The sequence below is a fragment of the Psychrobacter sp. PAMC 21119 genome (genome assembly GCF_000247495.1).
GTDB classification, from domain to species: Bacteria; Pseudomonadota; Gammaproteobacteria; order Pseudomonadales; family Moraxellaceae; genus Psychrobacter; species Psychrobacter glaciei.
The window spans coordinates 126,353-141,979 of record NZ_AHVZ01000022.1; the positions used below are offsets into that span (position 1 = coordinate 126,353).

General features: G+C 42.6%; 11 protein-coding genes. 1 reads left to right on the forward strand and 10 read right to left on the reverse strand.

Annotated elements, in window-relative coordinates:
* Positions 1-236: 236 nt before the first annotated feature.
* From RH96_RS09165 to RH96_RS09210, 10 genes are all read right to left on the reverse strand, one after another.
* Positions 237-2,807, reverse strand: a complete 2,571-nt coding sequence (locus RH96_RS09165; RefSeq protein WP_010200134.1) for an AAA family ATPase — start codon at positions 2,805-2,807, stop codon at positions 237-239.
* A gap of 682 nt (positions 2,808-3,489) precedes the next feature.
* Complete coding sequence (locus RH96_RS09170; RefSeq protein ID WP_010200136.1) at positions 3,490-3,885, reverse strand: ATP-dependent Clp protease adaptor ClpS; 396 nt, start codon at positions 3,883-3,885, stop codon at positions 3,490-3,492.
* 199 nt (positions 3,886-4,084) lie between these two features.
* Positions 4,085-4,960 (reverse strand): hypothetical protein, encoded by an 876-nt coding sequence (locus tag RH96_RS09175; protein ID WP_010200138.1) that lies wholly within the window; start codon positions 4,958-4,960, stop codon positions 4,085-4,087.
* Between the two features lie 174 nt (positions 4,961-5,134).
* The gene (argC, locus tag RH96_RS09180; protein WP_010200140.1) at positions 5,135-6,202 is read right to left on the reverse strand and encodes an N-acetyl-gamma-glutamyl-phosphate reductase; all 1,068 of its coding nucleotides are present in this window, start codon (positions 6,200-6,202) and stop codon (positions 5,135-5,137) included.
* A 151-nt stretch (positions 6,203-6,353) separates the two neighbouring features.
* Entirely contained in the window at positions 6,354-7,490 is a 1,137-nt protein-coding gene (gene hemE, locus RH96_RS09185) for a uroporphyrinogen decarboxylase (protein WP_010200147.1), read from the reverse strand.
* A 465-nt stretch (positions 7,491-7,955) separates the two neighbouring features.
* On the reverse strand, positions 7,956-9,128 hold the full coding sequence (gene proB, locus RH96_RS09190; protein ID WP_010200153.1) for a glutamate 5-kinase: 1,173 nt from the start codon (positions 9,126-9,128) through the stop codon (positions 7,956-7,958).
* 83 nt (positions 9,129-9,211) lie between these two features.
* On the reverse strand, positions 9,212-10,423 hold the full coding sequence (gene cgtA / locus RH96_RS09195; RefSeq protein WP_010200157.1) for an Obg family GTPase CgtA: 1,212 nt from the start codon (positions 10,421-10,423) through the stop codon (positions 9,212-9,214).
* A 296-nt stretch (positions 10,424-10,719) separates the two neighbouring features.
* The gene (locus RH96_RS09200; RefSeq protein ID WP_037033396.1) at positions 10,720-12,162 is read right to left on the reverse strand and encodes a glyceraldehyde-3-phosphate dehydrogenase; all 1,443 of its coding nucleotides are present in this window, start codon (positions 12,160-12,162) and stop codon (positions 10,720-10,722) included.
* Positions 12,163-12,437: 275 nt separating this feature from the next.
* Positions 12,438-13,667: a lipocalin family protein gene (locus tag RH96_RS15235; RefSeq protein WP_010200162.1), complete on the reverse strand. Its 1,230-nt coding sequence runs from the start codon at positions 13,665-13,667 to the stop codon at positions 12,438-12,440.
* 413 nt (positions 13,668-14,080) lie between these two features.
* Positions 14,081-15,163, reverse strand: a complete 1,083-nt coding sequence (locus RH96_RS09210) for an NUDIX domain-containing protein (RefSeq protein ID WP_010200163.1) — start codon at positions 15,161-15,163, stop codon at positions 14,081-14,083.
* A gap of 273 nt (positions 15,164-15,436) precedes the next feature.
* On the opposite strand from RH96_RS09210, the gene hemP reads away from it, so the two are divergent.
* Positions 15,437-15,595 (forward strand): hemin uptake protein HemP, encoded by a 159-nt coding sequence (gene hemP / locus RH96_RS14780; protein ID WP_227672156.1) that lies wholly within the window; start codon positions 15,437-15,439, stop codon positions 15,593-15,595.
* Positions 15,596-15,627 lie beyond the last annotated feature (32 nt).

Consider the following 15,627-nt stretch of genomic DNA (forward strand, 5'->3'; position numbering starts at 1 on the left):
CGACGGTATTGCTGATATTAATTTTTTGTAGCCTCTGTCTGCGCAAGCACAGCAAGCAAGAAAAATTGGTATCAGCAGTGCGTGATGGTTCGATATTACTTTTCACTGACTATAGCGTGGTTTAGAAGTTGATGGTAACAAAAAACGATGTGAGGTTTGTTGATAAATTATAGCAATAAAAAAACGGCTACCACAGCAATATGGTAGCCGTTTTTATAAAGCTAATGTAAAACCGTTTAGCTGGCCAATGATTCAGAGTCTGAGCGCGGCTCATGGGTCTCAACGACTGTTAAGATAATCCGACTATTCGCTGAACCTTTATCCGATACCTTATCTAGTTTCATAGTAGCGCCATCTTGCTCATCGCCCGCTTCAGGCTCTAAGGTAAGATGAACAACCCCACCGTTAACCAAATCTCCAAACAAAATCATACTTGCCAATGGTTTTTTGATTTCGTCTTGAATCAGACGCTGCATCGGACGCGCACCCATCAAACGGTCATATCCTTTTACAGCCAAGTAATCACGTACTTCATCATCAATCTCTAGCGTGACTTGCTTATCATCAAGCTGTACTTGTAGCTCGACCAAGAATTTATCGACCACTGATACCACCACTGATGTATCTAGTGAATTGAACTGAATGGTGGCATCTAAGCGGTTGCGGAATTCAGGGGTAAAGACACGTTTGAGCGATTCTGTGTTATCACGGCTATGATCTTGCTGGGTAAAGCCCATCGAAGAGCGGCTAATACTATCAGCACCCACGTTGGTGGTCATAATGACAATCACTTGCTTAAAGATAGCGACACGACCGTTATTATCCGTCAACGTACCATGATCCATCACTTGTAATAACAAGTTGAACACATCAGGATGCGCTTTTTCAATCTCATCAAGCAATAAGACACAATGCGGATGTTGATTGATTTTTTCAGTAAGCAGTCCACCTTGATCAAAACCGACATAGCCGGGAGGCGCACCAATCAGACGTGATGCGGTATGGGCTTCCATATATTCTGACATATCGAAGCGCACCAATTCTACGCCTAATAATTTTGCCAACTGACGCGATACTTCTGTCTTACCAACCCCTGTCGGACCGGCAAACATAAATGAACCAATTGGCTTATCTGGCGCTTTTAGACCCGCACGAGACAATTTAATGGCATCTGCCAAAGTCTCAATCGCTTCGTCTTGACCAAATACTAAATGCTTAAGATCACGATCTAAATGCTCAAGAATACTCTTATCATCGCTTGATACTGACTTGGGCGGAATGCGCGCAAGCTTGGCCACGATAGCTTCAATGTCTGCCACATCGATTTTCATCGGTGGTTTTTTCTTGGCTTTCGCCGCTTTTGACTCATCAGATGATTTAGCACGATCATTGGCTTTTGCAGTATTGGCTTCATCCTGCATTTCATTATCGTTGTCATCACTGGTTATGTCATTATGAATATCGCTCTCAAGACCTTCAACATCGGCATCAATCTGCGCATCAAAATCTTGCTCCAAATCAGCAATAAAGCTTTCTTCTGCCTCGATATCATCGGTATCCGGAATCACGCCTAAACGCTTATAAGCACCAGCTTCATCGATAACATCAATTGCCTTATCAGGTAAAAAGCGCTCGTGAATATGCTTGGCCGATAACTGTACAGCAGTGACCAATGCTTCATCTGTATATTCAACGTTATGAAACTCTTCGTAACGCGGTTTGAGACCCCGTAAAATATCGATACTGTCATCGACACTTGGCTCTTTCACATCGATTTTTTGAAAACGACGCGAGAGTGCATGGTCTTTTTCAAACACCTGACGATACTCAGTAAAAGTCGTTGAACCAATACAACGCAATTCACCGTTGGCAAGCGCCGGTTTAATTAGGTTAGACACATCCATGTTGCTACTCATTGAAGAGCCTGCACCAATAATCATGTGAATCTCATCGATAAACAAGATGGCATTAGGCTTTTTCTTCATTGCATCAAGGAGCGATTTCATACGTTTTTCAAAATCACCACGGTACTTAGTACCGGCGATGAGTGAGCCAATATCTAAGCTATAAATCACACAGCCGTTAAGCGGCTTTGGGGCTTTATCATTGATAATTAACCATGCCAAACCTTCAGCGATAGACGTTTTACCAACCCCTGGCTCACCAACCAACAATGGGTTGTTTTTGCGGCGACGACAGAGTACTTGCGCCGCACGCTCAATCTCAGAAGTACGTCCAATTAATGGATCGGTTTTACCTTCTGCCGCACGCTGGTTTAGGTTAGTAGCGAACTCAACCAACGGATCTTTGCTGGTTTTTTCAGAAGCACTACGACGCTCTCCAGTCGTAGAAGCACGAGGCTCTGATGGCTCATCTTTATCTTGACCATGTGATAAATACTGGGTCAGCTCAAGCCGACTGATGCCTTGTTTTTTGAGCAAATAAACAGCGTAAGTATCATGCTCGGAAAACATAGATACCAAGATATCTGAGCCTTCGACCAAACGACCACCACCAATAGATTGCACATGAAAAATAGCACGTTGCAGGATGCGATCAAAGCTTTGGGTTGGCTGTGGTGATTGCTCCGTTTCTGCATCTACCGTTGGCGTATGCTTATTGATATAAGCCTCGAGCTCGGTACGTAGCGTTGAAACATTTGCATTGCACGCCGTTAATGTGTTGGCAGCATGCGTGTTCTCTAACAGTGCCAACAATAAATGTTCAACAGTGAGATACTCATGCGATTTTTGGCGCGCAAGTGTCATTGCTAAACGCAAAGAAACTTCAAGATGACGACTTAACATAAGGACTTCCTACGGTTGTACCTATCTTATAAATTGATAGCTTTATGAATGAGTTAGGTAGTAAATCAGGGCGATAGATGTATTGTTCAAGGGCAATGTTAGTATTATTAAGAGACACGACCAAACGATGATTGAAGTGTACCGTGTATCATTTAGTGAGTGTTTCGACCTATCTAGCAATGATTGTGATAATTCATATTCGCTTTTCTTTATCTCAACATGATACTCAAACATAGTCAATCTATTAACGCATACTAAAATGTATCTAAGCATACTTTGTGAGGGGATGTTGGAGACGAGAAAGTCAGAAAATAACGAATTACACAAATGAGAAGTTGAGAATAAAAAAGATCTTATAAAAATAAGGGCGTAAATAATCAGGGTATTAGGAACATAGCGAAATGCTAAAAAACTGAGCGCAAGACATCCATTTATCACACGACGTTATGTTTAGTATATAAGGCTATTTGAGATAAAAATCAAGATCAAAGCAGAAAGAAGACTGATTACCTAGGAGAGGTATGAGGGCTGATTTGCGGTGAAGTAATAGTAGCACTGCCTAGTAAAAAGGCTTTTAAAAAATATTACGGGTATATAATCTTGGAAGTGGCAGCATTAAATAGCTGATTAAATAATATCAAACAAGGTGAAAAGCTGCGAAAAAATAAAACCGTTGTGGCGGCTATTCACCCTGATGTGGTTCAATTTGAGTCAATAAAGGATAGCCTTCGCGATGAGCCAAACTGTTTACCTTTTTGGCTTTGGTTTCAGCGATATCTTTGGGATAGATACCAGCAATACCTTTACTGCTGTTGTGAATCGTCAACATCACTTCAACGGCAGAATCAACACTGTGGCGAAATTCCGACTGTAAAACATAGACGACAAATTCCATCGGTGTGTAATTGTCATTATACATCACGACCGCATACATCGGCGGCTTTGCCACTTCTGGCTCGGCCACGAGCACGTCTGCTTGCGGCGACGTCTCATCCTCTGGCGCACTGTCTTGAGCACGCTGTGCAGGTATGTTAGGAAAATGCCAATCAAAAACGGTTGGCCTAGCTTGTAGAGTCATAGGTTTTATCATAATAAAAATATAATTATAAGGTAAATTCTAAATAAAAAGGAGGTTATACAGAGAGGCTATTTGGTACACAATTGGCATGTAACAAAGCACCTTTGCTTCCACTTAGCTGCTATCAGTAGCCATCATGTTTAACTAGCTTTGGCTCATACCATCAAATTTCAAGTGATTATTGATATTTGAGTAATAATCAAGGTTCAATAGGACTTTCATCGACTTCTGGCAAGTCTAAAAGGGAGAGCGGCATATTGTCGACCCTATCGCCAAGCCTCCAATCATACAGCTGTTCTTTTTGTTGCCCACCAGCTCTTAAAGTCAGTTTAGCCTGTAAAGGCTTAAATCCTGATGGCATCATAAAGCGACCACGAATACGTACAATACCTTTGATCGAATAACTGGCAGGATCTAGTGGTACTTCCACAAAGTCATCATTATCAATTAATGTCAAAATTGGCGTTAAACGCTTGGCAGTGCCATCTTTACTCAGCATACCGACATCAAAACCATACTCGAAAGCGTTCTCGGGTAACGGCTTAATATTAGCGCCAATTATCTGTAATGGCATACCACCATTATCACTAATCACCTCAGTATAAAGCTCATTAAGCTGGGCAACTTGTTTGTTTTCAATGGTTAATTCTTTTTGTGTGGCGCGTAACTCTTCTAAATTTGTCAAACTTATCGCCAGCTCTTGCTTGGCAGTGGCGGCTTCACTCGTGGCAATCTTATTGCTAACATGTAGATCTTTCAGCTCTTTAGTTGCCTCAGTGCTGTTGATAATCGCTTGTTTGGTCTCAGTCTGCATCGCATGAAAGCCGCGCTGATAGCCAAGCTTGTGACCAAATACCAATCCAACGATAGCTGTCGCTAATATGGCCACGACAAAAAGCGCCAGTACCAGTGTCGAAGCACCTGTTTGGCTCGCACTGAGACTGTTCCGACTATCGATAGTGCCATTACTGACTTGTAAAGAATGTCGGCTACGCTCCAATTTATATGAAATAGCGTCTTGGCACGATAGACGTGCTGGCTGTGAGCAAAAGCGTAGTACAATCTTAACACGCATTTAGACAGTATCTCTTAACAGTAAGGGCAGGTTATTATAGCGGAATTTATAATCAATACCTAGCACCATCAATATGAACGATGTGACAATAAAAAAATGAGGTAACTTAATAGGTTATGTTTGATCCCTCGACCATGACAGTGCTTATTTGTGAGCGTTCAACACGCCTCAATATTAAGGAACAATAGGCGCGAAATTCAATCCCAGTGATTCATCAAGACCAAACATCACATTCATATTTTGTACCGCCTGCCCTGCCGCGCCTTTTACTAAGTTATCTTGCACCACGATAACCGTCAGTTCAGCACGGTCATTGTCTTGATGTACCGCAATCCGCAGACGGTTGCTGGCACGTACACTGCGCGTATCAGGATAAATACCTTTTGGCATGACATCAATAAACAACTCTGACGCATAGCACTCTTCAAATACTTGCTGCCAATCAATAGCCGCGCCTTCCTCAGTCATCTCCATATGGATGGAGCTCAGCATTCCACGAATCATTGGCACTAAATGCGGTAAAAAGCGAATGCGATGGCTAAACTGACTGTCTAATAGCTGCGAAACTCCTTGCTCAATCTCTGGCAAATGGCGATGACCTGCAACGCTATAAGTTTTAAAATTGTCTGTCGTTTCCGCATAATTAAGCGCCAAACTTGCCTGACGTCCCGCCCCTGAAACACCAGATTTGGCATCAATAACGATACGTGCGTCGATCAAGCGTGCTGCTTGCTTGTTTTGCGCGTCAATAATGGGTTTTAGTCCCAAAATAGCCGTGGTTGGATAACAGCCAGGGTTCCCTACTACTAAGGCGTTTGCAAGCTTGTGGCGATTGACTTCAGGTAGGCCATAAACAGCTGTCTTCAATAACTCAGGGCATGCATGCGACTGTTGATACCAATGCTCAAACTCCGTCAAAGACTGCAAACGAAAATCAGCTGCCAGATCGATGACTCGCACACCTGCTTGAGTCAACGCTTCCGCTTGCTTCATCGCGACACCGTGTGGCGTGGCAAAAAATACCACATCACATTTTTGCAACGTTGCAAGCGTATCATCACCCAAGTCACTAAAGACGATGTCTGAGATACCGCGTAAGCTTGGGAATATCTCATCAGCACGTGTACCAGCTTCGCTACGTGACGTTAGCAAATCAATAGAAACTTCAGGATGAGCGGATAGTAAGCGAATCAGCTCAATACCTGTATACCCTGTGCCACCGACGATTGCTGCTGAAATCATAAGATATCCCTTTTTACTCAATAATGTAATTGCTAGGCTATAGCTAACACTGGATTTTAACTTTATAAGTCCAATTTATCATAGCATTTAAATACCCCAGTGGCTAAATAGCAGAGTAGTTAAATAGCACAGTGATTAAATAAAACAGTGGCTAGATTTTATAATCATGCACGGCATCGATAAACACTTTGGCATTATCAGGGTTGACCCATTGCGTAATACCATGACCTAAATTCGCCACGTAGCCGGTTTTTTCGCCGTTAGCATAGGCATCATCAAGCATTAATTTTACTTCTGAGCGGATGGTTTCAGGAGAACCATACAAGGTTGCTGGGTCCAGATTACCTTGAAGCGCTTTGCTAGCTTGTAGTTTTTTATGCTGCTTAGTCAATTGACGCTGACTCTCAGTCAACGCCTGACGCGCACGATCAAGCGGCATCGTCCAATCTAGACCTAAGGCATCCGCTTCACTATCCGCTTGGATATCTAGCCATAGTCCGCCGCCCTTGGTGAATAATACCACTGGTATATCAGGGTGACGCACTTTTAGCTCAGCGACGATGCGCTTATTATAAGCGTGTGAAAAATCGATAAACTGACGATGACCAAGCGCGCCGCCCCAGCTATCAAAGATCTGTAGTACCTGAGCACCAGCAACGACTTGCGCATCTAAATAGTCAATAACAGACGTAGCAAGCTTATCTAATAATTGATGCAAAAAAGCAGGATTGCTATACAAAAAGCCTTTGGTATAACGATAATCCTTTGAGCTACCGCCTTCAATCATATAAGTCGCTAGTGTCCACGGGCTGCCAGAAAAGCCAAACAAGGGGACTTGGCCATTAAGCGCTTTACGAATACTTGTCACCGCACGCATGACATAATCAAGAGAATCATTCACATCAAGCACGGGCAATCTATCTAAATCAGCTTGCTGGCGGATAGGGTGTTTAAACTTCGGCCCTTCTCCAGCTTCAAAATACAAACCCAATCCCATAGCATCAGGAATGGTCAGAATATCACTGAATAAAATAGCGGCGTCCAAATCATAACGACGTAAGGGCTGCAAAGTGACTTCAGTTGCGCGGTCAGTATCTCGGCACAAGCTCATAAAATCGCCTGCTTCAGCGCGGGTGGCTTTGTACTCTGGTAAATAACGACCTGCTTGACGCATCATCCACACTGGGGTGGTGTCTATCGTCTCAAAACGAAATGCGCGTAGCAATCTGTCGTTTTTTAAAGGGGCAAATTCTTGCTGAAGCGAGTTGCTATGGTCTGAAGCACTCATGTACAAATCTCCAAAGCAGCACGGTATTCATTGTTACTATTTTCAATGAATACCGTGCTGGATAAAATAAGTTGAATATAAAGGATATAAAACGCGTTGCACGTTGGATAATTAAGCTTTCATTCAAAGAAACGTTTTAGTCAACGCTGTCTTTAAATCCAAAAACGTCTCGTATCATTAAGTAATACTGGTTTTTAGATTTTTGAGTGCTCGTTACTGCTAAATACTGATAAATGCCTACATGTTGACAATTTTCAAACGTTGATAAGTCATGCTATGACGTATATAAGCTATCAACCGACACATCTCTATGACTCATCAACACCTGCAAACAGGCCATATCCAAATTATATAGTTGGTTCAATATAATTTGGATACAAAGAAGTCGAGCGAAAGTGCTATAAAAAGTGCTGTAAATAGTAGACTAAGCGAGACTGACAGCGTATCCAATTTATATAGGATTGACTATACCGTCAACGCTAAGTTGTCACGATGTACCATGACAACGCGCTCTTCATTACTACCGAAAATTTTATCAAAGCTTTCGGTACGCTCACGAGCCACACGGCGCGCATCATGCGATGAAAAATTCACTTGACCGACAGCTATACGTTCGTTTGTATCTTGATCAATAATCTCTACCACATCGCCTTCATCAAAACCGCCGCGCACTTCTACGACCCCAACTGGCAGCAAACTTCTATTGTGTTCAGTCAGCGCTTTAGCGGCACCAGCATCGACAATCAAGCTGCCTGACATGCGCAGATGCGCTGCAAGCCATTGTTTGCGAGCAATGATTTTGTCTTCTTCGTTGGTGGTCAGTAATGTACCCACTGCCTCACCTGAAACGACACGAGTGATAACATCATCAATAGCGCCGCTCACGATAACGGTTGGACACCCACCCATTGCAGCAAGACGACCAGCACGGATTTTGGTGAGCATACCACCGCGTCCGAGCTTGCCACCATCCCCTGCGATATCAAACAAATAATCAGCCATCGCCCGCTCTTGACGAATCATTTTGGCATTAGGATTGTCACGTGGGTTATCAGTAAACACACCGTCTTGATCGGTTAGGATAATATACAAGTCAGCATTGACCATCGCTGCTGCCATTGCACCTAGCGTGTCATTATCACCAAATTTTATCTCATCAATAGTAATGGTATCGTTTTCATTAATGACAGGTAGTACGCGCCATTCTAGTAATTGCGTCAGCGCACCCGTCGTATTGAGGTAACGGCTACGGTTGGACAAATCATCATGAGTCAGTAGTAACTGCGAGCTTTGAATACCATGTTGGATCAATGCTGACCACCACGTTTCAATCAGACCCATTTGACCAATAGAAGCGCAGGCCTGTAGTGCAGCTAGTTTTTTAGGGCGCTCCTCAAGGTTCATACGTACCACACCTTCAGCAACGGCACCTGACGATACCAGTAGCACTTCCACACCTTTTTTGTGCAGCTTAGCAATCTGTTTTGCCCACTCATATATGGCAGTACGATCTAGCCCTCGACCGTTATTGGTTAATAACGATGAACCAATCTTGACAATAACGCGCTGAATATCAAAGTTGCGAGTTTGCTTAATAAACCTTGCCTCTTCGGTCGTGTTTTCTATGTCACCTGCCATATAAACTCCTGTTTCTTTTATGGATTAATTACGGGGGTTAATTTGAAAAATCAACTCAAATGTATCAACTCAAACGAAATAACTTAGGGAACGTATACGACTTCAACGCCATCGTCATCATCATCCAGTTCGTCTTCGTTGACTAAGTCTGTGCCTTCACGCGCCGCTTTGCGAGCCGCACGATATGCTTCACGCTGAGCTTCAGTATTGAGACGCACTTCTGCTTCTAGACGCTCAAAACGCGCTTTTTGTGCTTCAGCGAAGATAGGATCTTCTAGTTCACGCTCACGCTCACGTTCAATCTCATTCATTAAATGATATTTAACTGCATCAGTCCCTTCACCCATTAAGGTTGACGTGCGAAATACATCGCCTGTCCACTCAAGCTCGGCGACAATATGAGTACAAAGCTCATCTAACTCTTCGTCAGGCACCTGATCAATTTTGTTTAATATCAAAATCTGGGGCAAGTTGGATAACTCAGGCGAAAAACGCTCAAGTTCATTCAAGATAACACAAGCGTTGGCTACTGGATCGCTGCCATCAATTGGCTTTACATCAACCACATGTAACAGACGACGAGTACGAGCCACATGTTTTAAGAAACGAATGCCAAGTCCAGCACCTTCTGAAGCACCTTCGATCAAACCTGGAATATCTGCCATCACAAATGAGCGATGACGACCGATATCAACCACACCTAGATTCGGAACGAGGGTGGTAAACGGATAGTCAGCAACTTTTGGTCTAGCAGCAGATACTTGACGAATAAAGGTAGATTTACCAGCATTAGGCAAACCAATCAAGCCAACATCAGCCACAACCTTTAGCTCAAATTTAAGAACTTTTAACTCACCTTCAAAACCAGACGTAGCCTTGCGTGGTGCTTGGTTGGTCGAGCTTTTGAAATGGGTATTACCCAAACCACCATCGCCACCTTTGGCAATCAGTAACGTCTGATCAAGTTCAACCAAGTCACCCAACACTTCGTCAGTTTCGGTATCAACTACTGTGGTACCGATAGGTACTGGTAAAAACAAATCATCGGAGCCCTTGCCTGAACAGTTTCTACTGTGGCCATTCTCTGCTCGCATAGCATCGTGACGACGGGTATAACGATAGTCCACTAGGGTATTGGTGTTATCCTCTGCAATGACGTAAATATCTCCGCCCTTGCCACCATCTCCACCATCAGGTCCACCACGTGGGACATACTTTTCTCGGCGAAAACTGGCGATTCCGTTACCACCGTCACCTGCTTTTACCGTTACGACGGCTTCATCAATAAATCGCATCTTACGTTCCTTAATTTACCATCCAGTTTATCAACTGGTTACAGTCAGCGACTGTATTTTAGGGTATAGCTATGTGTTTGTGTGGTTATAAAAACCAATAATTTTAAAAACTGATTTAAAAAATATTTGCGACCCGTGTGTGAAGCCGCCCTTGGTAGTCATTATGACAATAACACCCGATAACCAATCGGACTATCGGGTGCTTAAGTACTGCATCTAAAAACCGACGAATCTATACGGATTGCAAGGTACTACCGTATAAATACTACCGCATAAATGATATCGCCTTAGACTTTTTATGCTGGAATCTGAGTGTAGCTGATTCCAGCCATTTGCGTCGCCAAACGCAATACTTGCGTACTATAGCCGACTTCATTGTCATACCAAATGTAAACAATGGCATGATTATCCGTCAAAATAGTTGCTTGAGCATCGATGATACCGACATGAGTCGTGCCAACAAAATCCGTTGATACGGCTTCTGTAGAATCGGTATATGCAATTTGCGACTGCCAAGTGCTGCTGTTAGCCATCTTGCGCAAAAATTCATTTAAAGCATCAGCGCTTTTTGGTGCTGTTTTAAGGTTCAAATTTAAAATAGCTAAACTGACATTTGGCGTTGGTACACGGATAGCATTACCCGTTAATTTACCACTTAGTTCTGGCAATGCTTTGCCAACTGCTTTTGCTGCGCCAGTGCTGGTAATCACCATGTTCATAACTGCACTGCGACCACGGCGATCTGCTTTGTGATAATTATCGACTAAGTTTTGATCATTGGTGAATGAGTGGATGGTCTCTACGTGACCGTTTTCGATGCCATACTCATCGTTCAATACATTAAGCGTTGGGGTAATAGCATTGGTCGTACAGCTAGCAGCACTCACGATCGTATCGTCGCCAATAGTATTATTATTCACACCATAAACAACGTTTTTAATATCGCCACCAGCCGGTGCAGTTAACAGAACTTTTTTCACACCAGTAGATTGTAGGTGCTTGCCAAGACCTGCTTCATCTTTCCAGATACCTGTATTATCAATGACCAAAGCGTTGTCGATACCATAAGCATTGTAGTCGATTTCGCTAGGGTCTTTGGCATAAATCACTTGCACAAAACGACCGTTAATAATCATGCCGTTGTTGTCATCATCGATACTAATGCCACCCAAAAATCTGCCATGAATCGAGTCACGCTCAAGCAATGAAATACGCTTAGCCAAATCACCAGCAGCAGCTGGACGTACAACGATGGCTTTTAGTTGCAAACCTTTTGCACTTGACGCTTGTGACAGTAGCAGACGGGTCAAAATACGACCAATACGGCCAAAACCATACAATACAACATCCGTCGCGCCATTCACGGCACCTGCATTATTGACAGATTTTAGTGCAGCTTGTACGTCAGTGTCATTAGCAATCAATTGACCAACATCGATACGAGTGGCTTGAATGTCTTTGCTCTCTGCGATGACTTTTACCATCGCTAACGTGTCAGCGATATCGATAGACTTAGCGCCATGGTCGCGCAGTGCTACTTTTTGGTGTAGTGCTAATATCTGACCAACTGAGGTAGTACCTAGCGTTTCACCGAACAATGTTACTTGTACATCTTGCTCATTATAGAGCTTATTCAATAGACCCATAAGCTCGATCGCTTGTTGCTCTTGGTTGTTGTAATTGCTCAAGTGCTCTTGATGTAGTTGGCGTAAGGTATCAGCATTGCTCACGAGAAACATCCTTATGATCAGTAAAGTATTATGAAAAAGTATCAAACAGATAGATTAAATTTAGTCTAAGTAGCCACTCCAATAAAATGACAGAAGAACATTCATGTCAATCATTTTCATCAGAGTGTTTAGATCGCCTAGATTTTAGCTTAAAACGCTCTATTTTGCCAGTGCTAACCGATCAGCAAGCACTTATAACGCGTTTTGAGGGTATATTTAATAGATTATAAAAATAAAGGCAGCTTATTACGCTACCTTTTGATAAACACGAACATTTTAGACGGTTATGGCACCAGCGTAACCGTTTGATTACTGTGCGCTGTCAGTTTAAATTCTTTTAAATCATACCCTTGTTGTTGGGCAATTTGACGATATTTTGCGTAAGTTTCCTGACTGATATTGGGCGACCGTGCCAACAACCATAGACTACCTTTATCGGGTGTACCGACCAAAGCTGTCTTGTAATCTGAATCTCGTGCCAACACCCAATAATCAGCGCGACCAACTGGCAGCCAGCGAATCCATGAGGGTAAGAACGTGACTTTCAATTTGCTACCCGTATCGTCAGCAGGTTTTGCCAACCCCTCAGCTATAATGCCTGAACCGTCTTCAGCCTGACACTTATTAGTGACTATAATTCCTGAACCATCTGTTTTTTCGGTGTAATTAGCAGTGACATCACTGGCACAATTGCGCTGAAAATACATCGGCAATCGACCTATCTCATACCACGTACCTGCATATTGTTTGAGATCCACACTATCGACGGTCGTCGGTACATTGGCAGAACTATGCATGATACTGCTAGGCTTCACCGACAATGTCTCTGTTGTCGCTTTATCAGTCGTCGCCGTAGCAGAGGTTTTATTGGCGGACATTGTAGCCGGCAACGGTGCCGCATATGCCGAAAATGCTGCCAACGGTATAATAATCGCTAAGGCAATGCCGGTATGCTTGATAAGCCCGTTCATGAATATGCGCTCCGGTATTTTTTTGTACGAAATGGTAGTCAATAATAAATCATCGGTTTTTTGGGGTCTTTCTGTTGAGAAATCAGCGGGATCTTCTGACATAAGTGCGTCTAATTCACTGATTTTTTGTGCTTGTTTCTTCTGCACTTTTTTATAGCCGCTGGTTTCTTTGTAACCGCTAATTTTTTGAGAGCTACTGGCTTTTTTATAGCCATTGGCTGTGTCAAAACCTTCTAGATCACTATTTTTTGGATCGTTACTGTCGGTACTACCGTTTTCAATCATAGCAAACTCTTTTGCCTGTGTAAGGCTTTTGTCGATACTCTTGTATCCAAAATAGCTGTCTTGCAAAGACATATCTCTTGCCAAATGGTTTGAACGTTCATCGTCATAACTGTCATAACTAGCATCGTTGCTAGCACTATTGGCATGTTGCCCACTATCATGCAGATAGCGAGCCTTTGATTGGCTAATTTGCTGCGCTTGAGAACCGGCTGCCTGTGAATCAGACCATGCTGACTGAGGTAACTTATTGGTTTTCATAGAGGTACCATTAATTAGTGGTGATGGTTAAAATTGATCAATTATCAAATGATTACCATTTAATTTCTTGCTCAAACACACTGCTAATGTGAAAAATAATACGAGTAAAATTAAATGTTATTAGAAGTAGTTAAGACAGCTTGACCCGATTATGGGCTTATAAATACTAAAATCGTCATTTATAAAAAATAGCGTGCACACTTTCTAATTTGATAGCTTATCTTAATGGCAGCACTACGATTAAAACAGTGTTGCAATGTAGGAAAACGCAACGGTTTGTAAGTAGTTCTATGTTTGTGCTAAAGAATAAACACAGAGTTACTGGCTGGATAAATATAGAGAAGATCGATTGTTTGCATAAACCTTTTATAACAAATACCCGATGAAAATAAAGATACGACCTAAACAAATTGCTAAATAAACTGACGAATACCTGCCACGCTGATACCACCGTACTGAGCGACTCGCTCGATCATGGCGGGTGACAATCCACCTAAGCCGATGACAGGCATATCTGCCAGCCGTGCCAGAGCTGACCAATCTGACCAACCTAATGGTGCAGTATCAGGGTGAGTTTGGGTCGCTAATAACGGTGATAGAAAAATACCGATAACTGGTGGTAGCTGCTGCTGTAAACGAGCATTAGCAAGCTTATTGGCAGCATAAATACTAGCCGTATCATGACAACTAACTATCAATGGTCGATCGTTAAATGACGTCTGCTCACCTACAGAAACGTGCTCCTCATTATTGAACCATTTCATAAGCGCAGTCTGAGAGATTTGATGAACAACGACTTGATGAGCAACGATTTGATAATCCGCTTGCACAGATTGCACGTGATGATCAAAAGGCAGAATTACCTGAATATCTGGACGCAAAGTCATCAGTTGCTTTACGCTGTTATCAAAGCCTGAGTCTTTAACTCGAATGTATAGCCAAGCATGAGACGCTACCTTTTCCTCGTGGTAAGTCAACCATTCTGCTGCTGGATTGGGCTGATCACTAAAGTGTGCCAAAGGATAAGTAATCGCTATCTGCGTGGGTAGTCGCAACCATTCAAGAATCGTTTTATTGGCAGCAGGCAAATGATACTCTCCCGCCAATAGCGCGGATTTATTGACCCATTTTAGCGCCTGCCCTTCTAAGCCATAGCAAAGATGGCGATGCTGTTCGTACTGTAGCCCTGTCAGCTCAATATTATAGACCTGCAAGCTTACTTGCTTATCCCCGTAATCATGATGCAGTCGTCCAAGTTTGACGACAGTATTGTCGTGAATATCGATCCCAGTTTCTTCAGCGACTTCGCGTATTAATGCCTGTTTTGCGGTTTCATCCGCATCAATCTTGCCACCTACAAACTCATATCGATTACCTTGATGTTGGGTCGCATCGCGGAACCCAAGCAAATACTGTGCTTGATAATGAATAACAGCGACAGCGACGTTTACAATCTTTTGATGGCTCGTTGCTGGGATTTTTGAGGGGTTTGGCATAATACTGTCCTTAAGTGCTTATTTCATTGTTTGCTGATAATAACTCGAAATGGTAGTCAGCTATGGCATCAAAACGTCGACAAGACTGTTGAAAATGTGTTTGAGATGGGCTTTATCACCACTGCTTCATATAAGTTTACATAATAACTGCATTTTATTTTATCAATTACCTTGCAAAAAAACTAAATCTAAATGATAATTATTATCGTTAATAATTATTACTCTCTGATGTCGACTACTCAACTGTTTTATCAAAAGGAATTTACTATGAGCATGGTTATCTCTCGTTACTTGAACTGCCGCGAAAATCGTCTACCAACTTTACAGTCACAGCATCTGTTTGCCTTGACCAAAGAAGTACGTATTGAGCACGAAGGTGAGGAATATCGCTTACGCTTAACCCGCAACAATCGCTTAATTTTGACCAAATAGTTAAAATTACACCTCAATAAAAAACGCCTTTC